The sequence below is a fragment of the Micrococcus sp. iso_26 genome (genome assembly GCF_056172975.1).
Genome location: NZ_CM149652.1, coordinates 1,049,429 through 1,075,796, shown reverse-complemented (window position 1 = coordinate 1,075,796; position 26,368 = coordinate 1,049,429). Strand labels below are relative to the sequence as shown.

At 72.7% G+C, this 26,368-nt stretch carries 22 protein-coding genes; 13 read left to right on the top strand and 9 right to left on the bottom strand.

Annotated elements, in window-relative coordinates; all coding sequences use genetic code 11:
• Positions 1-145: 145 nt before the first annotated feature.
• The 5 genes from AC0VX0_RS04985 to AC0VX0_RS04965 are packed head-to-tail and all read left to right on the top strand — an operon-like array spanning position 146 to position 8,247.
• Positions 146-1,741, top strand: coding sequence for a pyridoxal phosphate-dependent decarboxylase family protein (locus AC0VX0_RS04985; RefSeq protein ID WP_475451988.1), 1,596 nt, complete (start codon positions 146-148; stop codon positions 1,739-1,741).
• On the top strand, positions 1,738-3,063 hold the full coding sequence (locus tag AC0VX0_RS04980; RefSeq protein WP_043279265.1) for a lysine N(6)-hydroxylase/L-ornithine N(5)-oxygenase family protein: 1,326 nt from the start codon (positions 1,738-1,740) through the stop codon (positions 3,061-3,063). Before AC0VX0_RS04985 ends, AC0VX0_RS04980 begins: the two co-directional genes overlap by 4 nt.
• A 5-nt stretch (positions 3,064-3,068) precedes the next feature.
• Positions 3,069-3,713 (top strand): GNAT family N-acetyltransferase, encoded by a 645-nt coding sequence (locus AC0VX0_RS04975; RefSeq protein ID WP_223246401.1) that lies wholly within the window; start codon positions 3,069-3,071, stop codon positions 3,711-3,713.
• Positions 3,710-5,545 carry an IucA/IucC family protein gene (locus AC0VX0_RS04970; protein ID WP_020624757.1) on the top strand — a complete coding sequence of 612 codons (1,836 nt, stop codon included), beginning with the start codon at positions 3,710-3,712 and terminating at the stop codon, positions 5,543-5,545. Before AC0VX0_RS04975 ends, AC0VX0_RS04970 begins: the two co-directional genes overlap by 4 nt.
• Positions 5,542-8,247, top strand: coding sequence for a GNAT family N-acetyltransferase (locus tag AC0VX0_RS04965; protein WP_113914430.1), 2,706 nt, complete (start codon positions 5,542-5,544; stop codon positions 8,245-8,247). Before AC0VX0_RS04970 ends, AC0VX0_RS04965 begins: the two co-directional genes overlap by 4 nt.
• A gap of 74 nt (positions 8,248-8,321) precedes the next feature.
• Here the strand turns inward: AC0VX0_RS04965 and zapE are convergent, their stop codons facing one another.
• On the bottom strand, positions 8,322-9,377 hold the full coding sequence (gene zapE / locus AC0VX0_RS04960; protein ID WP_080981737.1) for a cell division protein ZapE: 1,056 nt from the start codon (positions 9,375-9,377) through the stop codon (positions 8,322-8,324).
• 223 nt (positions 9,378-9,600) lie between these two features.
• Between zapE and AC0VX0_RS04955 the strand changes: the two genes are divergently transcribed.
• From AC0VX0_RS04955 to AC0VX0_RS04945, 3 genes are read left to right on the top strand one after another with little or no spacing between them, the layout of a single operon-like run.
• Positions 9,601-10,494, top strand: coding sequence for a sulfurtransferase (locus AC0VX0_RS04955; protein ID WP_044659665.1), 894 nt, complete (start codon positions 9,601-9,603; stop codon positions 10,492-10,494).
• Positions 10,495-10,531: 37 nt separating this feature from the next.
• A complete protein-coding gene (locus AC0VX0_RS04950) occupies positions 10,532-10,990 on the top strand; it encodes a SufE family protein (RefSeq protein ID WP_004167585.1) in 459 nt (152 codons plus the stop codon).
• Between the two features lie 7 nt (positions 10,991-10,997).
• Entirely contained in the window at positions 10,998-11,516 is a 519-nt protein-coding gene (locus tag AC0VX0_RS04945) for an aminoacyl-tRNA deacylase (RefSeq protein WP_044659664.1), read from the top strand.
• 25 nt (positions 11,517-11,541) lie between these two features.
• On the opposite strand, the gene pgsA is transcribed toward AC0VX0_RS04945, so the two are convergent.
• The 5 genes from pgsA to AC0VX0_RS04920 all read right to left on the bottom strand — a co-directional run bounded on the left by pgsA (position 11,542) and on the right by AC0VX0_RS04920 (position 18,979).
• Complete coding sequence (gene pgsA / locus AC0VX0_RS04940) at positions 11,542-12,153, bottom strand: phosphatidylinositol phosphate synthase (RefSeq protein ID WP_044659663.1); 612 nt, start codon at positions 12,151-12,153, stop codon at positions 11,542-11,544.
• Positions 12,153-12,833, bottom strand: coding sequence for an HIT family protein (locus tag AC0VX0_RS04935; RefSeq protein ID WP_044659662.1), 681 nt, complete (start codon positions 12,831-12,833; stop codon positions 12,153-12,155). Before AC0VX0_RS04935 ends, pgsA begins: the two co-directional genes overlap by 1 nt.
• Complete coding sequence (thrS, locus tag AC0VX0_RS04930; protein ID WP_036383787.1) at positions 12,830-14,848, bottom strand: threonine--tRNA ligase; 2,019 nt, start codon at positions 14,846-14,848, stop codon at positions 12,830-12,832. The genes AC0VX0_RS04935 and thrS overlap by 4 nt, the downstream gene beginning before the upstream one ends.
• A 109-nt stretch (positions 14,849-14,957) precedes the next feature.
• Positions 14,958-18,656 carry a DNA polymerase III subunit alpha gene (locus AC0VX0_RS04925; protein ID WP_475451983.1) on the bottom strand — a complete coding sequence of 1,233 codons (3,699 nt, stop codon included), beginning with the start codon at positions 18,654-18,656 and terminating at the stop codon, positions 14,958-14,960.
• On the bottom strand, positions 18,653-18,979 hold the full coding sequence (locus tag AC0VX0_RS04920; RefSeq protein ID WP_036338972.1) for a DUF6504 family protein: 327 nt from the start codon (positions 18,977-18,979) through the stop codon (positions 18,653-18,655). Before AC0VX0_RS04920 ends, AC0VX0_RS04925 begins: the two co-directional genes overlap by 4 nt.
• Positions 18,980-19,454: 475 nt before the next feature.
• On the opposite strand from AC0VX0_RS04920, the gene AC0VX0_RS04915 reads away from it, so the two are divergent.
• Positions 19,455-20,174: a DUF6318 family protein gene (locus tag AC0VX0_RS04915; protein ID WP_475451982.1), complete on the top strand. Its 720-nt coding sequence runs from the start codon at positions 19,455-19,457 to the stop codon at positions 20,172-20,174.
• Between the two features lie 494 nt (positions 20,175-20,668).
• Positions 20,669-21,139: a PKD domain-containing protein gene (locus AC0VX0_RS04910; RefSeq protein ID WP_185194707.1), complete on the top strand. Its 471-nt coding sequence runs from the start codon at positions 20,669-20,671 to the stop codon at positions 21,137-21,139.
• A 68-nt stretch (positions 21,140-21,207) separates the two neighbouring features.
• On the opposite strand, the gene AC0VX0_RS04905 is transcribed toward AC0VX0_RS04910, so the two are convergent.
• The 3 genes from AC0VX0_RS04905 to AC0VX0_RS04895 all read right to left on the bottom strand — a co-directional run bounded on the left by AC0VX0_RS04905 (position 21,208) and on the right by AC0VX0_RS04895 (position 23,758).
• A complete protein-coding gene (locus AC0VX0_RS04905) occupies positions 21,208-22,422 on the bottom strand; it encodes a hypothetical protein (protein WP_241250924.1) in 1,215 nt (404 codons plus the stop codon).
• A 240-nt stretch (positions 22,423-22,662) separates the two neighbouring features.
• Positions 22,663-23,520 (bottom strand): SOS response-associated peptidase, encoded by an 858-nt coding sequence (locus AC0VX0_RS04900; protein ID WP_475451979.1) that lies wholly within the window; start codon positions 23,518-23,520, stop codon positions 22,663-22,665.
• A gap of 1 nt (position 23,521) precedes the next feature.
• Positions 23,522-23,758, bottom strand: a complete 237-nt coding sequence (locus tag AC0VX0_RS04895) for a hypothetical protein (protein WP_475451977.1) — start codon at positions 23,756-23,758, stop codon at positions 23,522-23,524.
• A gap of 205 nt (positions 23,759-23,963) precedes the next feature.
• On the opposite strand from AC0VX0_RS04895, the gene AC0VX0_RS04890 reads away from it, so the two are divergent.
• Genes AC0VX0_RS04890 through AC0VX0_RS04880 form a run of 3 tightly spaced genes read left to right on the top strand, consistent with a single transcriptional unit; the run spans position 23,964 to position 26,367 of the window.
• Positions 23,964-25,058, top strand: coding sequence for an S-(hydroxymethyl)mycothiol dehydrogenase (locus AC0VX0_RS04890; RefSeq protein WP_060973838.1), 1,095 nt, complete (start codon positions 23,964-23,966; stop codon positions 25,056-25,058).
• A complete protein-coding gene (locus tag AC0VX0_RS04885) occupies positions 25,058-25,714 on the top strand; it encodes an MBL fold metallo-hydrolase (RefSeq protein ID WP_158184470.1) in 657 nt (218 codons plus the stop codon). Before AC0VX0_RS04890 ends, AC0VX0_RS04885 begins: the two co-directional genes overlap by 1 nt.
• A 32-nt stretch (positions 25,715-25,746) precedes the next feature.
• Complete coding sequence (locus tag AC0VX0_RS04880; RefSeq protein ID WP_475451974.1) at positions 25,747-26,367, top strand: uridine kinase family protein; 621 nt, start codon at positions 25,747-25,749, stop codon at positions 26,365-26,367.
• Position 26,368: the final 1 nt, after the last annotated feature.

Here is a 26,368-nt window from a genome sequence, read left to right as displayed (position 1 = left end):
AGCCCCACCTTTGCTGGAGTCCTCCCTTTGAATACGTCACGTCATTGTTGCGTATTTGCTTTCTTAGGTAAGGCTTCCCTACTGTGCGGGACGTCCGTGGCGCACGCCGCCCGGAGCCGACGACCCCCTCACGGAAGGCCCTCCCATGCTCCCTCGCCTGTTCGGACTCGGCGATCCCGCCGCCTACCTCGACGCCACCGGCAGGGCGGCCCGGGTGGCCGTCGACACCGCCTACGACCGCGCGGGGGTCCACCCGGACACCCCGTCGACGCACCTGGCCGACGCCGTCGGCGCCGTCGACTTCTCGCAGCCGACGGGCAGCCTCGACGACGCCCTCGCCGAGGTCGCGGAGCTCTACGCCCACCAGACCACCGCCTACCACCACCCGCGCTATGCCGCTCACCTCAACTGCCCGGTCCTGCTCTCCAGCACCGCAGCGGACACCGTGCTCGGGGCGCTCAACACGGCGGTCGAGTCCTGGGACCAGGCCCGCTCCGCGGCGCTCATGGAGCAGCGGCTCCTGGCCGAGGTCGGACGCTGGTGCGGGTTCGCCGCGGGCGACGGCGTCTTCACCTCCGGAGGGTCGGCCTCCAACCTGCAGGCCATGACGCTGGCCCGCGGCCGCGCCGTGCAGCGTCTCACCGGCCACGCCGGGCTCGCCGACCTGCCCGCCGAGGTGCTCGGCTCGCTGCGCGTCTTCGTCAGCGCGGCCACGCACTACAGCATCGCCAAGGCAGCCGGCCTGCTCGGGCTGGGCCGCCACGCCGTGGTCGTCGTCCCCACCGACGCCGCCGGGCGCCTGGACCCCGGGGCCCTGGCCGCGGCGGTCGAGCGTGAGGTGGCCGCCGGTGCCGTGCCGATGGCCGTCGTCGCGACGCTGGGGACCACCGACCGCGGCGCCATCGACCGGCTGCCGGCCATCGCCGACGTCGCCGAACGCCACGGGATGTGGGTCCATGCGGACGCGGCCGTGGGCGGGATCCTCGCCGCGAGCGCGGCGACGCGCCACGAGCTGCCGGCACTGCACCGTGCGGACTCGGTGACGATGGACTTCCACAAGACGTTCTACGTGGGGCTGGCCTGCAGCGCGCTGGTGGTGCGGGATGCCGAGAGCCTGCGCCATGTGACGGTGCACGCGGATTACCTGAACCCGGAGGACAGCGTCCATCCGAACTTGGCGGATCGGTCGCTGCAGACGAGCCGCCGGTTCGATTCGCTCAAGCTGTGGCTGACGCTGCGTGAGCATGGGGCCGAGGCGGTGGCGTCCCTGTTCGCGGGGGCGCGCGAGCGCACGCGGCAGGCGTGCGGGATCCTGCGGGCCCGGCCGATGTTCGCGGTGCTGGAGGATCCGACGCTGGTGACGGTGCTGTTCCGGGTGCGGGCCGAGGGACTGTCGGAGGAGGAGTGCACGGCGGTGCAGGCGGCGATGCACCGGGAGCTGGTGGCCGGCGGGCGCGCGCTGATCGCGACGACGGTGGTGGACGGGGTGCCCCATCTGAAGTTCACGATCCTGAACCCCGCGGTCACCTCGGGCGAGCTGGAGGCGCTGGTCGACGTCGTGGAGGAGGCGGCGCTGCGGCACGCCGACGCGGTGCGGGCCGGCCGTCACCGGAGGCGCGGGGCGGGGCGGAACCGTCCGCATGGCCCGTCGGTCGCCGTGTCCTGCACGCTCCCCGCTTCGGCGGGGCCACGTCCGTCCGCGGCGCGCGTGGACGAGCACGGAGAGCAGGTGTGCGCATGAGCCCGGCGTCCACGTCCCCCCGCCGCGTGCTCGCGATCGGGCTGGGCCCGTTCAACCTGAGCCTGGCCGCGCTGGCCCACCCGCTGCCCGACGTCGAGGTGGAGGTGGTGGAGAGCCGCGACGCGTTCGTGTGGCACCCGGGCATGATGCTGCCGGGCGCGCAGATCCAGGTGCCGTTCCTCGCGGACCTGGTGACGTTCGCGGACCCGACCTCCCCGTACTCGTTCCTGGCGTATCTCAAGGCGATGGGCCGGCTGCACCGCTTCTACATCCGGGGTTCCTGGTACCCGCTGCGGCGGGAGTTCTCGGACTACTGCGCGTGGGTGGCAGCCCAGCTGCCCGGCATCGCCTACGCGACCACGGTGACGGCGGTGCGGTGGGACGATCAGGCGGACGAGTTCGTGGTGGAGGCGGCCTCCGCGGCCGGGACCAGCACGCACCGGGCCGACCACGTGGTGGTGGGCACGGGCACGGTGCCGTCCCTGCCCGCGCCGCTCGCGCGCGTCGCGGAGGAGTCGGCCCGGGTCGGCGCGTCCCCCGTGGTGCACACGGGTGAGTACATGGGCCGTCGCGAGGACATCGCCGGGGCCGGGTCGGTCCTGGTAGTGGGCAGCGGCCAGTCGGCGGCGGAGTGCGCCCTGGACCTGCTGAACGCGGGCCACCCGGACCTCACGTGGGTCACGCGCTCACCCCGGTTCTTCGGCATGGAGGTCGGCCAGCTCACGCTCGAGCTGACCTCGCTGGACTATGAGCGGCACTTCGCCACTCTGCCCCGGGCGCGGCGGGATGAGATCAACGCATCCCACCGGTCCCTGTACAAGGGGATCAGCGAGTACACGATCGAGGACGTCTACCACGCGCTGTACGAGCGCCAGGTGGGTCCGCTGGACCCGGCCCGGCTGTGGCCGGGCACGTCGGTGGCGGACGCCCGCCTGGTCGCGGGCCCGGGTGCGCCCCGGGTGGAGGTCACCCTGCGCGACGAGGAGACCGGGGTGACCGGGCGGCACGTGGTGGACCGTGTCGTCGCGGGCACGGGCTACCGCCACCCGGACCATCCGTTCCTGGAGCCGGTGCGGCACCTGCTGCGCGCGGAGGACGGTCGGACGACGGCGAACGCGGACCACGCGATCGACGTGAGCGGCCGCCGGATCTTCGTGCACAACACCGCCGAACAGCCCCTGGGGCTCACCGGCCCGGACCTGGGCATGGCGGCGGAGCACAGCGGCCGCATCCTCAGCACGATCGCCGGCCGTGAGGTCTACGCGCAGGCCGAGTCGATCGCGTTCCAGGACTTCGGTGCCGTCGCGGCGGGCGTCCGGTGAGCGCCGTGACGCCGCCGCAGACCACCGTGGACGGTGCGGCCGCGAGCGCGGCCCGTCGTGTGGAGCTCCGTCCCGTGGGCGCGCAGGACCATCCGCTGCTGCACCGGTGGGTGACGTCCCCGCACGCCGTGTACTGGGAGATGACGGAGGCGGGTCTGGCCGACGTCGTGGCCGAGTACGAGGCGATCGCCGCGCACCCGCACCACCACGCGCACGTGGGGCTCGTGGACGGGACTGCGACCTTCCTGGTGGAGGTCTACGACCCGGCCCACTCGGAGCTGGCCGGACGGTATGCGGGCGCGCCGGGCGACGTCGGCCTGCACGTGCTCGTCGCCCCGACGGACACCCCGGTGCCCGGGACCACGGACCTGGTGATGGCCGCGGTGGTGCGCTGGTGCCTGGCCCAGCCGGGGGCGCGGCGCGTCGTCGTCGAGCCGGACGAGCGCAACGCCGCCATCCGGGCGAAGAACCTGGCCGCCGGGTTCACGGAGCTCGGTCCCGTGGCGCTGGGATCCAAGACGGCGATGCTCTCGATCGCCACGCCCGAGTCCTTCACTGCCAGCCGGATCGGCGTCCTCGCCGCCGGGCTGGACCTCACCCTCCCCGAGCCCCCGCTCCTCCTCACCCCCGACAGGCAGGTGTCCGCATGACCCCCGTCCCCCCGTCCTCCCCGTCCCGCCTGGACGCGCTGACGGCGCCGACCGCCCGGCACGCCCACCGGCTGCTCGTCGCCAAGGCGATCCGCGAGTTCACCCATGAGCGGCTCCTGACGCCGGTGCGCGGCGAGCGGGTCGACGACGCCGGCCGCCACGCCTACACGCTCACCCTGGGCGGGGTGCGGTGGACGTTCACCGCGCGTGCCCTCCCGCTCGAGCACCTCGGCGTGGATCCGGACTCGGTGTGCCGTGCCGGGGATCCGGACGCGGTGGCCGTCGACCGCTTCGTCCTCGACGCGGCCGAGGTGCTCGGGCTGGCCGGCGAGGCGCTGGACGTCTATCTCGAGGAGCTCGCCTCCACCTTCGCCGCCCGGTGCCACACCCTGGCCGGCGAGCGCCCGTCCGCCGCCGACCTGGTGGACGCGGACTACACGGCGGTGGAGGCCGCCATGAGCGAGGGACACCCGGGCTTCGTGGCCACCAACGGCCGCATCGGCTGGGGGGCCACGGAGTACGCGATGTTCGCCCCCGAGGGCGGGCGGGCGCTGCACCCGGTGTGGCTCGCGTTCCCCTCCGAGCTCGGGGGACGGTGGACCTGGCCCAAGACCGCGAGCGCGGGCGCCGCCGTGCCGGCGCCGCCCCCGCCGATCACCGAGGCGGTGGCGGGCCTGTGGGCGGAGCGGGCGGCGGCGCTCGACGTCGATCCGGAGGCGTACACGCTGATCCCGGTGCACCCGTGGCAGTGGGAGCACCGGATCCAGGTGGCGTTCGCCCCCGACCTCGCCGCGGGGCGGCTGGTGCACGTGGGCGAAGACCCGGACGCGTTCACGGCCATGCAGGCGGTGCGCACCCTGTTCAACGCGAGCGACCCGCACGCCCCGCAGCTGAAGACGGCGTTGTCCGTGCAGAACATGGGGTTCGTGCGCGGCCTCTCCCCCGCGTACATGTCCGTCACCCCGGCGATCAACGCGGTGGTGGCCGACCTCGTGGACTCCGACCCCCTGCTCGCGAGGTGGGGCTTCGGGGTGCTGCGGGAGTACGCCTCGGCCGGGTACACCGGGGACGCCTTCCATGCCGTGGGCTCGAAGGGTCCTCACACGAAGATGCTCGCCGCCCTGTGGCGGGAGAGTCCGCTGCCGCGCCTGGCGGAGGGCGAGCGGGTCATGACCATGGCGGCGCTGCTGCACCGGGACGGCGGGGGCCGCTCCGTGGCGGGGGCGCTCGTGGAGCGCTCGGGGCTGACGGCGGCGCAGTGGCTGCACGGGGTGGTGACGGCCTACGTGACCCCGCTGGTGCATCTGGCCGCCGCCTACTCGACCGTGTTCATGCCCCACGGGGAGAACATCGTGCTCCGCCTGCGGGAGGGACGGGTCACCGGCGCCTTCCTCAAGGACATCGGGGAGGAGGTGGTGGTCGGCGCGGACGGCGTCCCGCTCACGGAGCAGACCCGGCGCATCCGCATCGACCTCACCGACGAGGACCTCTCCCTCTCCTTCTTCACGGACATGCTGGACGGCGTGCTGCGCCATCTGGCCGACGTGATGGACGCGGACGCCCTGCTGCCGGCGGAGGAGTTCTACGCCGTGGTGGGGCGGGTCCTCGCCGAGTACACGGCCCTGGGGCTCGCGGATGTGGAGCGCCTCGGCCTGGACGCGGAGGACTTCGCGCACTCGTGCCTGAACCGGTTGCAGCTGCGGAACGCCACGCAGATGGTGGACCTGACGGACCCGTCGGGCTCGCTGCTCTACGCCGGTCGCCTGGCCAACCCGGTGGCCGCGCCGCTGCGCCGCGCGCTGGCGGAGCTCCGGCAGGACGCCGCGGCATGAGCGCGGACGCGTGGACCGGGACGGCGACGGGTGACGTGGCGGGCCGTTGCCACCGGGACGCGCACGGCGTGCCGACGCTCGTGGCCGCGTCCCTGCCCGAGCTGGCCTACCTCCAGGGGTGGCACGTGGCGACGGAGCGGGCCTGGCAGGTCGACTGCGAGCACCGCCGGGTCACCGGCATGAGCGCCGAGGTGTTCGGCCCGCCGGCGGTGGCGAACGACGTCGCCGCCCGGCAGATGGACCTGGACGGCGCGGCCCGCCAGGCGTTCAACGCCCTCGACGACGCGGAGGACCGGGCCTGGTTCACCCGGTTCGCCGACGGCGTGAACGCGGGGCTGGACGCCGGGGCCCGGCGCGCGCCCGAGTTCGCCGCCCACGGGGTGAAGCCGCTGCCGTTCGACCCGCACACGGCGCTCGCCCTGCACCTGGGCTACAACGTCTGGCTGACCAACGCGCCGGCCGCCCTGTTCCGCACCCTGCTGGCCGAGCGCTTCCCCGCGCTCGCCGCGGCGCTGATCTCGCCGCGCCCCGACGCGGACGGCTCGAACGCCTGGGCGGTGCGCGTCGGCGCCGAGGGCGCTCCGCTCGTGGCCGCCGACCCGCACCGGCTGCTCGAGCTGCCCGGCGTCTACCAGCAGGTGCGCCTCGTGGTGGAGGCCGAGCGTCCCCGGGACCGCGTCGACGTCGTCGGCCTGGCCTTCCCCGGTGTGCCGGGCGTCCCGCATGTGGGGCAGTCCGAGCACGTCGCGTGGGTGACGACCTCGGCGATGGTGTCCTCGCTCGAGATGGTCCTCGAGGACGCCCCCGAGGGGCCGGAGGTCCTCGACGCCCGGACCGAGCGGGTGCACGTGCGCGGCGGCGACCCCGTGGACTTGCGGGTGGCCCACACCCCGCGCGGGCGGCTCGTGGACGTGCCCGGCGCCGGCCCGGTGAGCATGCGGTTCCCCGCCTGGGACCGCGCCGACACCGGCCTGCCGAGCGCGCGCCGGCTGCTCACGGCCGCGAGCGCCGCGGAGGCCTGCGCGGTGCTGGACGGGCACGTCGAGCCGGTCAATCGCGTGATCGTCGCGGACCGGCGGACGGTGCTCACCCGGCACGCCGGGGCCGTGCGGCGCCGGGATCGACGCTCGGCCTGGGGTGCGGCGCGGGCCTCCGCGCTGGGCCGGGGCTCCGCCGACGGGTCCCTCGATCAGCGCTGGGTGCGCTGGCCCGCGCCGGCCGCGGCGGACGACGTCGTGGTGGCGGCCAACGAGCCCCACCCGGACACCGCCTGCCTCACCGTGGACGCGTGCGCGCCGTGGCGGTCCCGCCGCATCCGGGAGGCCCTCGAGGCGCTGGCACCGCAGGAGCGGACCGTGGACGCGATGGCCGCCCTGCAGACGGACACCCGGACCCCGGGCGCGCCGCGGGCCTGGCTCGCCGACGCCGTCGACGCGCTCGTCGCGGACGGCGTGCTGGCCGCGGAGTCCGTCCCGGCGTGGGCCGGCGACGCCGCCGCCGGATCGGCCGCGGCCCGCTGGTGGCTCCTCGTGGAGCACGAGGTGGCCGCCGCCCTGATCGCGCACCTGCCGCCCGCCTCGCGGGCCCTGCTCGGCGGCCCGTGGGCACCGTGGGGCGACGCCGCCGCATGGGTCGGCGCGGCGCTCGCCGAGCGCGGGCCGGAGCCGCTGCGCGCGGCCCTGGGGGTCGCAGCGTCGACGAGGGACCTCGTGCGGGCCGCCGTCGCCGCCGTCGGCGACGCCGCTGAGCCGCCGGGCCCCGACGACACGGCTCGGACGTGGGGTGCGGCGCATGCCCTGACCCCGTTCCTGTTCACGCACGAGCATCCCGGCGGGCCGGATGTGCCGGGGCTCGCCGACGTGCTCGACACGATCGGGTCCGTCCGGGTGGGCGGCACCGCGGACGCGGTCTGCGCCACCTCGCACGCCCCCGGCCTGGCCGTCGGCACCCACCGCGGGCCAGTGGCCCGGGTCGTGTTCGACCTCGGCGACCGCACCCGCAGCCGGTGGGTCGTCCCGTTCGGCGCCTCCAGTCTCGGAGGCGGGCACGTGACGGATCAGCTGGACGCGTGGGCCGCCGGCCGCCTGCTGCCCGTGCCGTCCGGTCCCGTCCCCCCGTCCGCCGGCAGCGGCGTCGCACCCGCCCGCTCCGTCCCCGGCGGGGCCCCTCCGGGACGCATCGTGGCCGAGGTCGGCGTCGGGGCGTTGGGCCTGACCATGACGCGCGTCCGCCCGGCCCTGGACGCCCCGCTGATCCACGCACTCGTCACGGAGCCGCGGGCGGAGTTCTACGGGATGCGCGGGCACAGCGTGCAGGACGTCGAGGAGGTCTACGACTTCCTCGAGTTCCAGCCCACCCACGCGAACCACCTCGTGTGGCACGGCGGGACCCTCGTGGCCCTCGTGCAGACCTACGACCCTCGCGCGGAGGAGGTCGGCGGCGCCTACGAGGTGCGGGACGGGGACCTCGGATTCCATTTCATCACCGCCCCCGGCGGCCTGCAGGGGCGCGCCCGCGCCACGGCCTACCGGAGCATTGTGGACTGGTTGGGCGCACGCCCCGGCACGCGTCGGCTCGTGATCGAGCCGGACGTCCGCAACACGCGGGCCGTGAAGACCGCCCGGGCTCTGGGCTTCACGGTGGACCGGGAGGTCGAGCTGCCGGGCAAGCGGGCGGCGCTGTGCTTCCGCGCCGTGCACTGACCCTGCCCCGCACACGGCGACGGCGCGCACCCGCCTCGGCGCGCGCCGTCGTCGTGCCGGTCAGGGGCGGTGGCTCACTTGTGCTCGGCCACGCCCGTCTGGCCCTCCCGGACCAGGGCGGTCATGCGGGAGACCGTGCGGAAGTACTTCTTCATGTAGCCGCCGTGCATCATCTCCTGCGTGAACAGGGCGTCGAAGGGCACACCGGAGGCGAGGACGGGCACGTCCTTGTCGTACAGGCGATCCGCGAACACCACGAAGCGCAGGGCCGTGGCCTGCTCCGTGATGGTGTGCACGTCGTGGAGGGCGAGCACGTCCACGTCCTTGACGAGCTCGCGGTAGCGGGAGGGATGCACGCGGGAGAGCATCGCGGTGAGGTCCGCGAAGTCGTCCACGGCGAGCACACCCGCGTCGGGGAAGTTCTCCTGGGCGGTGGCCTCGACGGCGGCGTCGTCCAGCGGCGACGGGGCGGCGGAGAGGCCGCGGTGGCGGTAGTCCTCGCCGTCCACGCGGATGACCTCGAACTGGTCGGCCAGGACCTGGATCTCGCGCTTGAAGTCCTGCGCCGCGAAGCGCCCCTCGCCGAGCGAGCCCGGCAGGGTGTTGGAGGTCGCCACCAGGCGCACGCCGGCGTCGGCCAGCTCGCGCATGAGGCGGGACATCAGCACGGTGTCCCCCGGGTCGTCGAGCTCGAACTCGTCGATGCACACGAGGGTGTACTCCTTGAGCTCGTCCACCGCCTTGCGGAAGGACAGGGCGCCCACGAGGTTGGTGTACTCCACGAACGTGCCGAACGCCTTGGGCCCGGGGGCCGCGTGCCACGTCGAGGCCAGCAGGTGGGTCTTGCCGACGCCGAAACCGCCGTCGAGGTAGATGCCGGCCGGCCCTGCCGCCCGCTTCTTCCCGCCGAACAGGCCGCCGAGGAACCCGCCGCCCGAACCGCCCCGGCCGAGGTCTGCCGCGAACCGGCGCAGCCGCTCCACGGCCTGTGCCTGCGAGGGGTGCGCGGGGTCCGGGATGTAGGTGTCGAAGGACACCGTGCCGAAGCGGTACGACGGGTGGAAGCCGGACAACAGCTGGTCCGGGGTGACCTGCGGCGAACGGTCGGCGAGGTGGACGATCTGAGCCACGGGACACTCCCAGGGTCGACGACGGGGATTCCGGGCCATGCTATCGGGCCGCGGACCCGACCCATGTGACCTCGCGTGTCCCGGACTGAGGGGCCCCTACCCTCTTACGTGACACCGACGTGCCGTAATCTGGCGCGCAGGGCACGGACACGGAACCCGCCGTCGTCGTGCCGCCCGCCCCGGGCCCGTGCGGGCCCGCCCCGACGCGAAGGAAGGCAGTGCCATGACCGATACCGCCGCGAAGTTCTCCGAGTACGCCCACCCCGAGAAGCTGGTGTCCACGCAGTGGGTCGCCGACCATGTCGGCGACGAGGACGTCGTGGTCCTCGAGTCCAACGAGGACGCTCTCCTCTACTCCACCGGCCACATCCCCGGCGCCCAACGCGTCGACTGGCACACCGAGCTCAACGACCCCGTCACCCGCGACTTCGTCGGCCCCGAGGCCTTCGCCGAGTTCGCCGCCTCCAAGGGGATCTCCCGGGACACCACCGTGGTGTTCTACGGCGACAAGTCCAACTGGTGGGCCGCCTACGCCCTGTGGGTGTTCACCCTCTACGGCCATGAGGACCTGCGCCTGATGGACGGCGGCCGTGACAAGTGGATCGCGGAGGGACGCGAGACCACCCGCGAGGTCCCGACCGTGGCCCGCGCCGAGTACCCGGTGATCGAGCGCGACGACCACACAGATCGTGCCGCCCGCGAGGACGTCCTGCAGGCCATCGGGACCACCCCGCTGATCGACGTCCGCTCCCGTCCCGAGTACACGGGCGAGACCACGCACATGGCCGGCTACCCGCAGGAGGGCACCCTGCGCGGCGGCCACATCCCCACGGCGGCGTCCGTGCCGTGGGCGTCCGCGGCCAACGAGGACGGCACCTTCAAGTCCCGCGCCGAGCTGGAGCAGGTCTATCGCGCCGGCGCCGGGCTGCAGGAGGGTGACGACGTGATCGCCTACTGCCGCATCGGCGAGCGGTCCTCCCACACCTGGTTCGTGCTCAAGTACCTGCTCGGCCACGAGGACGTCCGCAACTACGACGGCTCCTGGACCGAGTGGGGCAACGCCGTGCGCCTGCCGATCGCCGTCGGCGAAGAGCCGGGCGAGGCCCCCGCGCGCTGAGCCCCCGGCACGGCGTGGATCACTAGACTGGGACACCATGACCGAGAACCACGCCGTGCCCGCCGCCCTGGCCGAGATCATCGACGACTTCGCCGGGGTGCCCGATCCCGAGAAGCTCGAGCTGCTGCTGGAATTCTCGGACGAGCTGCCGGCGCTGCCGGAGCGCTACGACGGCCACGAGGCCGAGATGGAGCAGGTCGTGGAGTGTCAGACCCCGCTGTTCCTGGCCGTGGAGCTCGAGGGTGAGCCCGGTCCGCAGGCCCCGGTCCGCCTCTTCATCACCGCTCCCCCGGAGGCGCCCACCACGCGCGGTTTCGCCTCCGTGCTCACCCAGGGCCTGGACGGGCTGAGCGCCCTCGAGGTCCTGGACGTGCCCGAGGACATCCCCACCCGCCTCGGTCTGGCCAAGGCCCTCACCCCCCTGCGCCTGCGCGGAATGTCCGCCATGCTCGGCCGCATCAAGCGCAACGTGCGCGAGCAGGCCGGGATCGCCTGAGTCCGCCGTGGGCCAGCGCAAGAAGGATCGCAGCGCCCGGCACGGGGCGGCCACACCGGCCGTCGCCGCCCTCGAGGCCGCCGGGGTCCCGTACCGGCTGCACACCTTCGACGTGGCCCTCGACGCCGGCGGCGAGCGGTTCGGCGTCCAGGTCGCCCGGGCGCTCAGCGTGCCCGCCGACCGACTGTTCAAGACGCTGATGGTGGCGGACCCCGACGGCGCGCTCGCCGCGTGCGTGGTGCCCGTGTCCGGTCAGCTGGACCTGCGGGCCGCCGCCGCGGTGCTGGGCGTCAAGCGACTCGCCCTGGCCGATCTGGCCGTCGTCGAACGCCGGACCGGCTACGTGCGGGGCGGCGTCTCTCCCCTGGGCCAGCGCCGGCCCCACCCCGTCGTCCTGGACTCCTCCGCCCTCGACGCGGAGCTCATGTACGTCTCCGGCGGGCAACGCGGCCTGGATGTGGAGATCGCGCCCGCCGACCTCGTGCAGGTGACGGGCGCCGTCGTCGCGGAGATCGCGGCGGACTGACGGGCGGGTCCTGCGGCCGGGCCGGTCAGACGTCGTCGCGCGCCTGGCGGCGCACCACAGCCATGCGCTGGCCGACGGTGACCAGGGAGGCTGCGGCGAGCAGCCCCAAGGTGACGGCCAGGACGACCGGGGGCAGACCGAGGCCGGTGAGGCCGGCGACCACGAGGGTGGCCACGAGCCGTTCGGCGCGCTCGGCGATGCCCACGTGCGCGTCCCAGCCGAGGGCCTCCGCCTTGGCGCGCACGTAGGAGACGAGCATGCCCAGGGCCAGGCAGGCCCCGGAGAGCGCGCCGACCGCGGGTGCGGCGCCGACGCCGAAGCCCCACAGGCACAGCCCGAGGAACACGGCCGCGTCCTGCACGCGGTCCAGGGTGGAGTCGAGGAACGCGCCCCAGCGGCCGGTGGACCCGGCCTCGCGCGCCATGATCCCGTCCACCAGGTCCGAGAACACGAACGCGGTGATGAAGAGCGTGCCCCAGAACAGGTGCCCCAGGGGGAAGAGCACGAGCGCGCCCAGGCTCACGCCGAGTGTGCCGACGACCGTCACGGTGTCCGGACTGACCCCGGCCCGCAGGAGCGTACGGGCCACCGGGGTGAACAGGCGGGTGGTGACGCCGCGCGCGTGACGGTCCAGCATCAGGCGGGGTCTCCGGCCCCCGGGCGAGGATGCTCGGCCGCGGCACGGGCGTTGGCCGCCCGGCGCGCGGCGTGGTCCCGGGCGGCCCGGTCCCAGACGCCCGCGAGGATCTGCCGGGTCTCCCCCAGGGTCTGCGACATGTTCTTGGTCCGAGCGATGATCGGCAGGAAGTTGCCGTCGCCGGTCCACCGCGGCACCACGTGCTGGTGCAGATGGGCCGCGATCCCGGCGCCGGCCACCGCCCCCTGGTTCATGCCGAGGTTGTAGCCGGACGCGCCGGCGGCCTGGCCGAGGGCGAGCATCGCCGTCTGGGTCAGCTCCGCCATCTCGGCGGCCTCCTCCGTGGTGGTGTCCGTGTACAGGGGCACATGGCGGTAGGGGCAGACGAGCAGATGACCGGGGTTGTACGGGTACAGGTTCAGCACCACGTAGGCGGTGCGGCCGCGGTGGACGATGAGGGAGTCCTCATCGTCGCGCTGCGGGGCCGCACAGAACGGGCAGGTGTGCTCGTCCTTGACCTGGCCCGTCCCCTTGGACACGTACGCCATGCGGTGGGCGTTCCAGAACCGCTCGAAGGCGTCCGGGGCGCCGGGCAGCTCGAAGCCGTCCGTGGCGGCGGCGTCCGCCGACGCGCGGGCCTGCGCCCGCGCGTCGGATCCGCCGGTGCCGGGGCTGGTCATGGGGTGACCTCGCGCTCGCGCACCGCCTTCACGATGCGTTCGATCGCCTCCTCCACCGGCACGCCGTTGTCCTGGGTGCCGTCGCGGAAGCGGAAGGACACGGCGTTCGCCTCCCTGTCCTCGCCGCCGGCGATCAGCACGAACGGCGCCTTCTCCTTGGCCGCGGTGCGGATCTTCTTCGGGAAGCGGTCCGAGGAGTCGTCCAGGCGCGCCCGGATCCCCTCGGCACGCAGCTTCGCGACGACGTCGTCCAGGTAGTCGTTGAATGCCTCGGCCACCGGGATGGCCACGACCTGCTCCGGGGCAAGCCAGGCCGGGAACGCGCCGGCGTAGTGCTCGGTGAGGACGCCCAGGAAGCGCTCGATGGAGCCGAAGAGGGCGCGGTGGATCATCACGGGGCGCTGACGGGTGCCGTCGGCGGCCTGGTACTCGAGGTCGAAGCGCTCGGGCAGGTTGAAGTCCAGCTGGATGGTGGACATCTGCCACGTACGGCCGATGGCGTCCCGGGCCTGGACCGAGATCTTCGGGCCGTAGAACGCGGCGCCGCCCGGATCCGGGACGAGCTGCAGACCGGAGGCCTCCGCGACCTCGGCGAGGGTGCGGGTGGCCTCCTCCCAGATCTCGTCGGAGCCGACGAACTTCTCCGGGTCCTTCGTGGAGAGCTCGAGGTAGAAGTCGTTGAGGCCGTAGTCCTTGAGCAGGTCGAGGACGAAGTTGAGCGTGGTGGTCAGCTCCTCCTTCATCTGCTCGCGGGTGCAGTAGATGTGGGCGTCGTCCTGGGTCATGCCGCGCACGCGCGTGAGCCCGTGGACCACGCCGGACTTCTCGTACCGGTACACGGAGCCGAACTCGAACAGCCGCAGCGGCAGCTCACGGTAGGACCGGCCGCGGGAGCGGTAGATCAGGTTGTGCATGGGGCAGTTCATCGGCTTGAGGTAGTAGTTCTGCCCCTGGCGCGTGATCTCGCCGGTCTCGGGATCACGGACCTCGTCGATGCGCATGGGCGGGAACATGCCGTCCGCGTACCAGTCGAGGTGGCCGGACACCTCGTAGAGGTGCTGCTTGGTGATGTGCGGGGTGTAGACGAACTCGTAGCCGGCCTCGGTGTGGCGCCGACGGGAGTAGTCCTCCATCTCCTTGCGGATGATGCCGCCGCGCGGGTGGAACACGGGCAGGCCGGAGCCGAGCTCGTCCGGGAAGGAGAAGAGATCCAGCTCGGCGCCGAGCTTGCGGTGGTCGCGGCGCTCGGCCTCGGCGAGGCGCTCCTGGTAGGCCTTGAGGTCGTCCTTGCTGGCCCACGCGGTGCCGTAGATGCGCTGCAGCTGCTTGTTCTTCTCGTTGCCGAGCCAGTAGGCGGCGGCGGAGCGGGTGAGCCCGAAGCCGTTGCCGATGAGCTTGGTGGAGGGCAGGTGCGGGCCGCGGCAGAGGTCGCACCACACGGCGTCGCCGGTCTTGCGGTCCACGTTGTCGTAGATGGTGATCTCCCCGGCCCCGACCTCCACGGAGGCGCCCTCGCCGGCGGTGTCCGCGGCGTCCTTTTTGCCGAGCAGCTCGAGCTTGTAGGGCTCGTCCGCCATCTCGGCGCGGGCGGTCTCCTCGTCCACGACGCGGCGGCGGAAGGTCTGGCCGGACTTCACGATCTTCTGCATGAGCGAGGAGATCTGCTTGAGGTCCTCGGGGGTGAAGGGATCGTCGACGTCGAAGTCGAAGTAGAAGCCGTCCGTGATGTACGGGCCGATGCCGAGCTTGGCGCCCGGGCGCAGCTGCTGCACGGCCTGGGCCATCACGTGGGCGGTGGAGTGCCGCAGCACCTCGAGGCCCTCGGGCTCCGTGATGTCCACCGACTCGACGGACGCGCCGGCGGGGATCTCGCGGGCCAGGTCCCAGAGCAGGCCGTCCACCCGCATCACGGCGGTGGTCGGCTTCTCGCGGAAGAGGTCGAGGCCGGTGGTGCCGTGCGTCACCTCCCGCAGCTCTCCGTCCACGGTCAGCAGGATGTTCTTCGGCTCCGACACGGTGCTCCTTCGAGGTCTGGCTTCGGGATCGGTGGCGTACGGGGGCCACCGTCGGCCGCGTCCCATTCTAGGGGCGCGGCCGGACGGCGGGGCACGGAGGCGAGCGGTCTCATCTGTCCGGGGTGGGCAGCAGCTCCCACGTCTCCGGGTGGGGCACCGGGATCGGGGTGTGCTCCGGAGCGGGCCGATCGGGTGCCGTGCGGCCGGGGCGGGCCCCGCCGGCCGGCCCGACGTCGGTACGCACCTTCACGGGCCAGCCGCCCGTGCCGTGGTGCGGGATGTCCGGCAGGGGCTGCGCCCCGGTGCCCGCCCGGCCGCTGCGGCGCGCGGCGGCGGCTCGGCGGTCCGCCGCGAGCCAGTCCCGCCACTGCTGCCGGGTGGCGTCCAGGTAGTCGGGGTCCGGGAGCGTCTCGGGCCGGTGCAGGTCCCAGGCGCGCACGGCCTGGACGGACACGGCCCGGTCGCCGGTGCGCCGGACGGTGCCCTCGATCAGCAGGAGGCGGGCGGAGAAGAGCATCTCCCCGGAGGCGTGCTGGGCCTCGGTGAAGAAGGAGGCGTCCACGCAGCCGGTGCCGTCGTCCACGGAGAGGAACACCACCCGCTTGCCGCTGCGCATGGGCGGGGTCTGGGTGGCCACGCGCACCCCTGCCACGAGCACCCGGGACTGCGTGCGCAGCCCGAGCAGGTCCTTCGCCCGGGTGACGCCGAGCGCGTCCAGGTACGGGGCGTGGGAGTCCATGAGGTGGGCGGTGACGTCCAGGGCGGTGAGCTCCAGCTCGGTGCGGACCCGGGCGGCCGGGCCCGGGTCCGGGAAGAGCGGGGCGAGGGCGGTGAGCTCGGTGTCCGGCAGGTCCAGGGCCAGCTGGCCCTCCACCTGCCGTGGACGGGCGGACCGCGAGCGCGGGGCGGTGCGGCCGGGGGCGGTGCCGCGGGTGGTGGAGTGCTGGAGTTCGAGGTGGTGGACGAGGTCGGTGCGGGAGGCGCCGCCGGGTGGGAGGAGGCAGTCGAGGGCGCCGAGCTGGGCGAGGCGTTCGAGGTTGCCGGCGGTGGGGCGGGCGCGGTCGCGGACGTCGGCGAGGGAGCGGTAGGGACGGCCGGCGTCGAGGCGGTCGGTCTCGGCTTCGCTGAGTCCGGAGAGGCTGGTGAGGGGCAGGCGGATGCCCCAGCGGCCGGGGGCGCCGTCGTCGACCTCGGGGTGGGCGGGGACCCACTCGACGTGGACGTGGCGCGAGGAGGCGTTGACGTCCACGGGCAGGACGGGGATGCCCATGCGGCGGGCCTCGGCGACCATGAGGCGGGCGGGGTACATGCCGGGGTCGTGTTCGAGGATGGCGGCCATGAAGGCGGCGGGGTGGTGGGTCTTGAGCCAGGCGGAGTGGTAGGTGGGGACGGCGAAGGCGGCGCCGTGGGCCTTGCAGAAGCCGAAGGAGCCGAAGGCGGAGAGGGTGGCCCAGACCTCGTCGATGACTTCGAGGGAGTAGCCGCGGGCGAGGGCGCCGGTGCGGAAGGCCTCTTCGACGAGGTGTTCCTGCGGGCCGCCGAGGAGGCGGCGGTGCTCGTCGGCGCGGGCCAGTCCGCAGCCGGTCATGACGTCCATGGTGCGTAGGACCTGTTCGTGGAAGACGGTGACCCCGTGGGTCTCGGCGAGGACGGGCCGCAGGTCGGGGTGCGGGTAGTGGGCGGGTGCCCAGCCGTGCCGCTGTTCAAGGAAGGGTCGGACCATGTCGGACTGCATGGGGCCGGGGCGGAAGAGGGAGATGTCCACGGTGAGGTTGTTGAACTCGCGGGGGGCGAGTTTGCCGACGAGTTCGCGCTGGCCCGGGGACTCGATCTGGAAGCAGCCGAGGGTGTGGGTGGTGCGGATCATCGCGTAGGTGGCGTCGTCGTCGAGGGGCACCTGTTCGAGGTCGATGCGCTCGCCCGTGGTGCGTTCGACCTCGGCGATCGTGTAGGCGATGGCGGACTGCATGCGCACGCCGAGGATGTCGAGCTTGAGGAAGCCCATGGGGTCCATGTCGTGCTTGTCGAACTGGCTCATGGGCAGGCCCATGCCGGAGGGCTGGACGGGGGTGCGGTGCAGCAGGGTGGCGTCGCCGAGGATGACGCCGCAGGGGTGCATGGAGATGTGGCGGGGCAGGCGGTCGAGGCGTTCGGTGAGGTCGACGAGCAGGTCCAGCTGGCGGTCGCCCTCGGCGCGGCCGGACTCGATGCGGCGGGAGAGGCCGCCGAGTTCGGGCATGCGCTGGAGGGCCTCGCGGAAGTTCGAGGCGGAGAAGCGCCAGAGCTGCTTGGCGATGGCGTCCACCTCGGGTTCGGGCATGCCGAGGGCGAGGCCGGCGTCGCGGACGGCGCCGCGGGCCCGGTAGGCGTTCTGCATGCTCATGAGGGTGGTGCGCTCGGCGCCGAAGCGCTCGACGACGGCGTGGTAGATCTCGTGGCGGCGGGCGGACTCCACGTCGATGTCGATGTCCGGGAGGGTGGAGCGGTCGGTGGAGAGGAAGCGCTCCATGATCAGGCCGTTGGCCATGGGGTCGACATGGGAGATCCGCAGGGCGTGGTTGACGAGGGAGGAGGCGCCGGAGCCGCGGGCGGCCACGCGGATGCCCATGCCCTCGATGAGGTCGACGACGGCGGCCACGGTGAGGAAGTAGGAGGAGAAGCCGAGTCGGGTGATGATGCCGAGCTCGTGTTCGGCGCGGTCCTGCAGATCCCGGGCCGCCTGGCTGGTGCCGGGGAGGCCTCCCCCGGTGTGGAGGTGGGGGTAGCGGGCGAGGAGGCCGGTGCGGGTGCGCTCGCGCAGCACGTGCTCCGGGGGGCCGTCGATGCCGATGACGGCGGCCTCGGGGACGCGGGGCACGCCCCAGCCGAGGTCGGTCTCGGGGTCGAGCGCGCAGGCCTCGGCGAGGCGGCGGGTGGCCTCGAGCAGGGGGGCGGGGCGGTCGTCGGCGGCGGAGGCGACCTCGTGGGCGATGCGGTGCATGGCGGCGGTGGACTTGAGCCAGCCCTGCCCGTTGGGCTGCAGGTCGTGGAGGGCGTCGAGGGAGCTGAGGGCGCGGACGGCGTCGAGGACGTCCGCGGTGGCGGCACCGTCCGGGGCCGCGTAGCGCACGGCGTTGGTCAGGACGGCGGGGATACGGGCCTGGCGGGCGGCGCGGAGGGTCTTCACGGCGTGCCCGGTGTCGAGGCGCCGGCCGGGGGCGGAGAGATGCGTGACGACGTCGGCGTGGGGGCTGCCTGCGGGCAGGGCCGCCTTCCAGCGGCGCAGGGCGGCGAGGCCGGCCGCGTACCGGCGGCGGGCCAGGTGGCGGCCGACGTCCGAGTCCGGGCCGAGGAGGACGAACAGCTCGGGGGTGGGCGGGTTGTCTCGGTTGGCGGTGGTGGGGACCCGGCCGGCCGCCGCGGCGGCGAGCTCGGCGACGCTGGCCCACGGGCTGCCGCCTGCCGCTCCCCCGGTGGTGCGGGCGTGGGCGGCGGAGACGAGCTCGCACAGGGAGCGGTAGCCGGAGCCATGACAGCCTCCTCGGGCGAGCACGACCACGCGGCCGGCGTTCTCGTCCTCGCTCCACCGGACGGCCAGGTCCACGCCCACGATCGGGGTGATGCCGTGGCGCAGGCAGGCGCCCACGTGCTTGGCCATGCCGTAGAGCCCGTCCCGGTCGGTGCAGGCCAGCAGGTCCATGTCCGCGGCCGCGGCGGCGGCCACGAGGTCCTCGGGCCAGCTGACCCCATAGTGGGCGCTGAACGCGGAGGCGACGTGCAGGTGGGCGAAGGGGGCGGCGGTGCGTCCGGCCGCGGCGGCCTGGCTCATGCCGACCGCCTCAGGTCCTGGGCGTGCTCGTGGACGCGCACGAGCCGCCACCGGCCGGAGTCCAGGTGGTGGGCGACGTCGAGGGTCTGCAGGGGCGCGGCGCCGGCCCGGGCCAGGCGGACCTGCAGCCGCCACATCTCGTGGTCGACGAGACCGGCGCCGCGGCCCTTCTCCGCGCGGACCTCCTCCGCCCACCAGCGGCGCCGCTCGAACCAGCGCACGGGGCGCTCTGCGAGGACGTAGTCCCGCCCGTTCCAGCGCAGCCCCTGCGGGGTACCGTCTGCCCCGCACTCCACCGCCACCGACTGTGTGAGGACTCCCATTCTGCTTCTCTCCCTGTGCACTGCTGACCGGACCGACGACGGGGTGCCGTCGGGCGATGGGAGCGCGGCCCGTCCGGCGGACCGGACGCGGGGAAGAAGTGGGAAGGTGGGGCCGCACCCCCGATCGTACTCGAACACGTGTTCGAATGCGATGTGTGCGAAGGTAGGGCGCCCGCCGGACACGTTAAGGACGCATCGCCCCGAGACGGGCGAGGCCGGGAACGCCCTTTTCGTGAGGCCGGCTGGCCGAGTCCTGGCCGTAGGCCTCAAACCCGACCTTGGGGCGCACACGCACGAGAAAATCGTCTCTTGGGCCGGAAGAAGTGCGCCGGCACGGTCCTGTGGACAATGCGAGCAGGACCACAATCCGTCTGCGTATACTCCGAACCAACCGGGCCTCGCATGCCACGGGCACCGCGCTGCGGGATCAGCGCGGGAGGCGCGGACACACGACGGACGTCCAGTTGGAGGGGAAATGTCTCTCACCGCACCCGGGCGCGCCCTGCGCCGCCACCGATTCGCCCAGGCGGGCACGCTCAGCGTGGCCTTGGCGCTCACACTGACCGCCTGCGGCGGACAGTCCGAGCCCGCCGAGTCGTCGACGACGTCGCCCTCGTCCGCCAAGCCCGCCGTCGAGACGTCCGCGCCCGCGAGCACGAGCGAGACCGCGGGCGTCAGCTCATCCCCCGCGGCCAAGACGAGCGGGTCCGGCGAATACGTGCCTGCGTCTGCCGACGGTCCCGCTCAGAACGTACCCAAGCCGAAGATGCCCGCCGCCATGAAGGAAGAGACCAAGGAGGGCGCCGAGGCGGCGATTCGCTACTTCTGGGAGGCCATTTACTACACCGACCAGACCGGAGAGACTGCTGATTTTGATTCGACATACAGCGAATACTGCGAGCTTTGCCAAGCCGTATCCGACTCAACTACCCAGCACTACAAAGAAGGTGGCTGGTCAACGGGAGAGCGCACCTCGATCAAATCGTTAACTCTCACCCCGTCAGAGTTTGGCTACACCGCTACTCTTGTTCGTGACGCATCCGCTGTAGAGGTCTTCGACTCACAGGGCGTTAGAGACGACTCTGCCAGTGGGGCGGAAACTCACGACGAGACCTGGCTGGCCGACGTAGTCTACGAACCCTCCAAGGGCCACTGGGTGATCGATGAGATGCAAAATCACCAGGATGCTCAATGATGCCTTCCATCTCGCGTATTTTGATTGCGATAGCAACTGCCTGCATTGCCCTAACGCTGATTCAAGCGCCATCGGCACACGCACAGCGAGCGAAGCCCTGCACCGATGTTCCCATTAGTGGCAAGCGAGAAGACGTCGAATTTAGGATTCGAACGCAGTGCAAGAAACAGTCGCGAACACAGCCTCCTCAGCCGGCCTCCGAACCGGTATCCGAAGTTACCGCTCCAGGAGCCAGAGAAAAGCCGGGAATCGAGCAGCGCACTGTAGACGCCTGTTTCCCGAATCAAGAAAACAATTCCGATTTTGGGACGTGTCGCGAACAGACCGAGGCCTTTTGCCCAGAAGGAGCATGGGTACGTGAGCAGTTCGTCGACACAACTCGCCCAGATAGGGATCCCTATTACAGCCGGCCGGAATGCGTTACTGCGGGTTCGCCAGCCCCAGCAGCAGACGGCGCCCCGCCCGTCTCCATCGACGAGGTCCGCACGCTCCTCGTGCTGGAGCCTGAGATCCGGTCGGACAACGGCGGACGCGGGATCCGCAATGCGGAGACGAACTTCTACGCAGACGCCGAGACGCGCACGCTCGTCACCACCCTCAACGGGGTCGAGGTCGAACTCCGCGCCACGCCGGTGAGCTTCCACTGGGATTACGGGGACGGGTCCCCCACCAAGACCACCTCGGTCGCAGGCCAGAGCCAGCCGGAGTTCAACGTCCCCACCCCCACGAGCCACGTGTACGAGGACACCGGGCAGTACACGGTCCGCCTCACCACCGTCTACATCGGCGAATACCGGGAGGCCGGGGGCGAGTGGGTGCTCATCCCGGGCACCATCAGCCTCGACTCGGCCCCCGTCACCGCGAACATCTGGCGCACCATCACCCGCAATGTCGCCGATGACTGCAGCGTCGACTCTTCAGCCTGGGGCTGCGCCGGCCCCATCGAATCCGCCCCGGCCGGCTGAGGACGGACCGCGGGGCGGCCGACGGTCTCCCGTCCACCGCCCCGCGGCCCCCTCGTCGGCCGGGTGTGTCAGACCCGGCGCACCCGCCCCCGGGCCATGAGCACGAGTCCCGCGCCGAGGGCCGCGAGTGCTCCGAGCACGCCCGCCGGAACCTCACGCCCGGTCTCGACCGTGTCCGGGGTCGTGTGGGTCTCCTCCCCGCCCGTTCCTTCTCCCGGCTCCTCCCCGGCCACGGGCGCCGGAGTGTCGACGGGCTCCTGCTCGGCGGGCGGCACCGGGTCCGCCTCGCCGGGAGACGGGGCGTCCTCCCCCGCCGGCACGTTCAGGGCCCGGGGCTTCTGCCCGTCCGCGAGCAACTCGACGAGCGCGAAGACGTCGGACCGCGCCGCGTCCTGGGTGATGATGACGTCCTCACTCTTGGTCATCCCGTCCAGCGACCAGTCGAGGACGAGGCGGTCGTCGGTCGGGTATGTCGCGTCGGCGAGGTAGTGAAACCCGGTGAAGGAGTCCACCGTGGTGTCGCGCCAGAGGGCACCCCAGCGCGGACCCCACGAGAGTTCCGCGACCGCCGCGTCGTCGCCCAGGCCTTCGGACCGGAACGGCAGCAGCACGCCCGACTCGGCGTGCTCCAGCGTGAGGAACCGCTCGGGGTAGTCCCCGAACACGGGGTCGGCCAGGCTGTGCTCGCCCCACGCGTAGACGAGTCCGGCAGAGGGGCCTATGTTGCCCTCCGGAGTGCCGGCGGCCTCGTCATAGAGGGCGGCGGCCACCGGGGTACCGTCCACGGACAGGGTGAACAGGAGATGACCGTCTCCGGCCTCGCCGAGCAGCGCCCGCGCATCCGCCACGCGCACCGCACCGAGGTCTGAGTAGACGTCGTCGTACACCAACGGGACGGCCACCTGGTCACCGTGGCCGGTCTCCATGCTGTACGGGGCGACGGTGAGCGCGATCTGGTCCTGACGCAGGTCGAAGAAGCCCTCCATGACGACGAGGCCCGGCACCATCTGGCGGAACGTGCCGGAACGGATGCCCTGCTCGGGAGTCCAGCGGGAGGCCAGGTCAGGCAGCTCGAAGCCCGGGCCGGGCGCCGGCTCCGGGCCCCACGCGCAGTCACACACCCCCTCGGAGACGGTGGGTCCCGCCTCTTCCACGGCGACGGCGGGCGCGGCCCCGGCGAAGAGACTCACGGTCAGGATCGCGGCGGCGGCGAGACGGGCGGGGCGGGTGGTCGGGACGAACGGGCGGGTGGACACCTTGAACGAGGACGGGGACGACATCATGGCAGGACGCTCCTGGTGAATGGCCACGCGGGCTCGGGTGACGGACTGCGGTTCACCGGCCTCACCGTGGCACCCCTCCAAAAGATGCGGCGCTCATACCGGCCCGGTGACACCCACGCTACGCAGAGCCCATTCTCAGGGGGAGTTCAGAACGGTCTCGGATCCGTCTCGATCCGGTCACGATGCCGCGGCACCGCGCTCCCGCGTCTCACGGGCCGATCACCGTCGTCGCCCCGTCTCTCAGAGCAGCGTGCCCTGCTGCTCTCTCATCTCCTGGATCAGCTCCGGCCCGTTGTTCCGGACGTTCCCCACGGCGCCCCCCACGGGCCGCAGCGACCAGCCCGCCGCGACGTCGTACGCGCCGGCGCACACCTGGCCCACGAGGGCGTCGGCTTCTTCGGCGGACCCGAGCGTGTCCGGAGCGAGCCACCGGTCCATCGTCTCGGCGCCCATGGGCACGGGCATCCGGTCGTGCAGCTGGCCGAGTGCGGCGAGCACCGGATCGTCGTCGTCCGCGTCGGGCGCGGCCATGGTGAGGATCGTCGTCGAGAGGACCCAGGCGTCCTCCCCCGCGGCCTTGGCCTCGGGGTCCTGCCACCACTCGTACAGGCCGGCGAACCAGATGACCGGCCCCTCGCCGTCCCCGGCCCCGGCCGGGTGCACGTAGTAGGGCTGCTTCTTCGCGGCCCGCCCGTCGGGACCCTTGGCGCCAGGCTCCGGCGTCTTCCACTCGTAGTAGCCCTCCGCCGGCACGGCGCAGCGGCGGGCGCGGACGGCGGCCCGGAACGTCGGCTTGGAGGCCACGGTCTCCGAGCGCGCGTTGAACGCACGGGACCCCACGGACAGCTCCTTCGCCCACGGCGGCACCAGGCCCCAGCGTGCCACGTGGATCCGCCGGGTCAGCCCGGCACCGGCACCGCCATCGCCCCCGCGGGAGCCTCCGGCGCCGACGTCGTCCGCGTGCGCCACGAGGATCGGCACCTCGGCTGTCGGCGCCACGTTCCAGCTCTGGCGCAGCACCAGATCCTCATTCGTCTCGGCGTCACCCAGGGCCACCAGGTCGCTCGTGGCGCGGGCCATCACGTAGCGGCCGCACATGTCAGTGCCCCTTCCCGTCCCGGCCACGCTCGATGTACATCCACGCGATGCCGAGGGCGAAGCCCATCATCGCGCAGCCGAGCACAGTGCCCCAGGGCCTCTCGGTGCCCAGTCCGAACACCACCCCCAGGCCGACGCCGATCAGCAGCCCCACCAGTGGGATGCGCCACTGCGCGAGCGTGTCGGCACCGGCCGGAGCCTCGTGCGCCTCGTCCTCGTCTCTGCCATGTCGTGCCACGGTTCGCCCCTCCGTTCACATCGGTGCTGCGGGTCAGGTTGCAGTCTCCCCTGGCCGCCATGGTGACGCCACACACCAGGCCCCCCGGCTGCTCACCGATGCGTCGCACAGGGTCCTGTGATGGGATGGGCAGAACGAGCCCGCACGCCGCGCCGCCCCACGCATGCGCGGCATCGGGCAGATCCCCACCACCAGGAGGAACAGCGTGTCCCAGAAGGTCCGCGGCGTCGTCGCCATGGCGAAGGACGCCCCCGTCACCATCGAGACCATCGTCATCCCCGATCCGGGACCCGGCGAGGCCGTCGTCGACATCAAGACCTGCGGCGTCTGCCACACGGATCTGCACTACCAGCAGGGCGGGATCGGGGACGAGTACCCGTACCTGCTCGGCCACGAGGCCACGGGTGTGGTCTCCGCGATCGGCGAGGGCGTCGACCACGTCAAGGTCGGCGACACCGTGATCCTCAACTGGCGCGCCGTGTGCGGCGAGTGCCGCGCGTGCCGCAAGGGCGAGCCGAAGTACTGCTTCAACACCCACAACGCGACCCAGAAGATGACCCTCGAGGACGGCACGGAGCTGTCCCCGGCCCTGGGCATCGGGGCGTTCGCGGCCAAGACGCTCGTCCACGCCAAGCAGTGCACCCAGGTCGACGGCGTCGACACTCCCGAGGAACAGGCCGCGGTCGGCCTGCTCGGCTGCGGGATCATGGCCGGCATCGGCGCGGCCATCAACACCGGCGAGGTCAAGCGCGGCGAGTCCGTGGCCGTGATCGGCTGCGGCGGCGTCGGCGTGGCCGCGATCGCCGGGGCGACGCTCGCCGGCGCCACCACGATCATCGCGGTGGACATCGACGCCAAGAAGCTCGCCAAGGCCAAGGAGCTCGGCGCCACCCACACCGTGAACTCGAAGGACGAGGACCCCGTGGAGGCCATCCGCGCGGCGACCGGCGGCTTCGGCGCCGACGTGGTCATCGATGCGGTCGGCCGCCCGGAGACCTATGAGCAGGCGTTCTACGCCCGGGACCTGGCCGGCCGCGTCGTCCTGGTGGGCGTGCCCACCCCCGGCATGGAGCTGAAGCTGCCCCTGCCGGAGGTGTTCGGCCGCGGCGGCGCGCTGAAGTCCTCGTGGTACGGCGACTGCCTGCCGGAGCGCGACTTCCCCATGCTCGTGGACCAGTACCGCCTGGGCCGCCTGCCGCTGGACGAGTTCGTCACGGAGACCATCGCCCTGGACGAGGTGAACGAGGCCTTCGAGACGATGAAGTCCGGCGACGTCCTGCGCTCGGTGGTGGTGCTCTGATGGCGCGCATCGATCACCTGGTCACCTCCGGCACGTTCTCCCTGGACGGGGAGACGTTCGACGTGGACAACAACGTGTGGATCGTCGGCGGCGCGGAGCAGTGCGTCGTCATCGACCCGGCCCATGACGCCTCGGCCGTCTGGAAGAAGGTGAACGGCCGCCAGGTGCTGGCCATCGTCCTCACCCACGGCCACGACGACCACATCCGCCAGGTCCAGGAGTTCCGCCAGATGGTGGACGCCCCCGTGCTGCTCCACCCCGCAGACCGCATGCTCTGGGACGACGTCTTCCCCGACGAGGAGCCCGACGGCGCGCTCGCCGAGGGCGACGTCCTGCGCGTGGCCGACGTCGAGCTGCGGGTGCTGCACACCCCCGGTCACTCCCCCGGCTCGGTCTGCCTGTACGCCCCCGCCCTGGGCGAGGCCGGCGACGACGGCGCCCCGACCGGCGTCGTGTTCTCCGGCGACACCCTGTTCCAGGGCGGGCCCGGCGCCACCGGCCGCTCGTACTCGGACTTCGACACGATCATCGAGTCCATCCGCGAGCGCCTGCTCCCGCTGCCGGAGGCCACCGTGGTCCACACCGGCCACGGCGACTCCACCACGATCGGCACGGAGAAGCCGCACCTGCAGGAGTGGATCGACCGCGGCCACTGAGGACGCGCCGAGGTGGGGAAGAATGGTCCCCCGTGACCATCCTCCCCGCCTCGCCCCCTCCCTCCGTGATCCTGCTCGGTGGCGCGTCGGGCTCCGGCAAGTCCTACCTGGCCCGGCGGCACGGCCGGCCCCACCTCTCGCTCGATGCGTTCTACCGTCCGCAGTCCGACGACGGCGCCGCGGGTGGGCCCGGCCCCGTGTTCCCGCGCACCCCGTACGGCGAGATCGACTGGGACCACCCCGGAACGTGGGATGAGCAGGCGGCCGTGGACGCGGTCGTCGAACTGCTCGAGGAGGGCGCCACGCGCGTGCCCGCCTACGACATCTCCACGTCCTCCGTCCGCGGGCACAGCACCGTCGCGCTCGAGCCGGGCGGGGTGATCGTGGCGGAGGGCATCTTCGCCGAGCGCATGCCCGCCGCCCTGGACCGGGCCGGAGTCCGCTACGCGGCCTGGTACATCGACCAGGCGCGGACCACGACGGCGGCCCGCCGGTTCGTGCGCGATGTCGCCGAACGCCGCAAGCCGGTGCCGTTCCTCGTGCAGCGGGGCTGGTCCCTGTACCGGACGGACGCGGCGCGCCGGGCGGCGGCCGTGGCGGCCGGCTTCACCCCGCGACGCAAGCGGGAGATCATCGCGGATCTCACGGCCTGAC

Coding starts and splice junctions, on each gene's coding strand:
- AC0VX0_RS04900 (WP_475451979.1), bottom strand. CDS start 23,520: ATGTGCGGCCGCTACGTGATGGCCCGCGCCACGAGCGACCTGGTGGCC.
- AC0VX0_RS04905 (WP_241250924.1), bottom strand. CDS start 22,422: ATGATGTCGTCCCCGTCCTCGTTCAAGGTGTCCACCCGCCCGTTCGTC.
- AC0VX0_RS04950 (WP_004167585.1), top strand. CDS start 10,532: ATGACCGAGAACCACGCCGTGCCCGCCGCCCTGGCCGAGATCATCGAC.
- AC0VX0_RS04915 (WP_475451982.1), top strand. CDS start 19,455: ATGTCTCTCACCGCACCCGGGCGCGCCCTGCGCCGCCACCGATTCGCC.
- AC0VX0_RS04965 (WP_113914430.1), top strand. CDS start 5,542: ATGAGCGCGGACGCGTGGACCGGGACGGCGACGGGTGACGTGGCGGGC.
- AC0VX0_RS04985 (WP_475451988.1), top strand. CDS start 146: ATGCTCCCTCGCCTGTTCGGACTCGGCGATCCCGCCGCCTACCTCGAC.
- AC0VX0_RS04885 (WP_158184470.1), top strand. CDS start 25,058: ATGGCGCGCATCGATCACCTGGTCACCTCCGGCACGTTCTCCCTGGAC.
- AC0VX0_RS04980 (WP_043279265.1), top strand. CDS start 1,738: ATGAGCCCGGCGTCCACGTCCCCCCGCCGCGTGCTCGCGATCGGGCTG.
- AC0VX0_RS04955 (WP_044659665.1), top strand. CDS start 9,601: ATGACCGATACCGCCGCGAAGTTCTCCGAGTACGCCCACCCCGAGAAG.
- AC0VX0_RS04970 (WP_020624757.1), top strand. CDS start 3,710: ATGACCCCCGTCCCCCCGTCCTCCCCGTCCCGCCTGGACGCGCTGACG.
- AC0VX0_RS04920 (WP_036338972.1), bottom strand. CDS start 18,979: ATGGGAGTCCTCACACAGTCGGTGGCGGTGGAGTGCGGGGCAGACGGT.
- pgsA (WP_044659663.1), bottom strand. CDS start 12,153: ATGCTGGACCGTCACGCGCGCGGCGTCACCACCCGCCTGTTCACCCCG.
- AC0VX0_RS04935 (WP_044659662.1), bottom strand. CDS start 12,833: ATGACCAGCCCCGGCACCGGCGGATCCGACGCGCGGGCGCAGGCCCGC.
- AC0VX0_RS04925 (WP_475451983.1), bottom strand. CDS start 18,656: ATGAGCCAGGCCGCCGCGGCCGGACGCACCGCCGCCCCCTTCGCCCAC.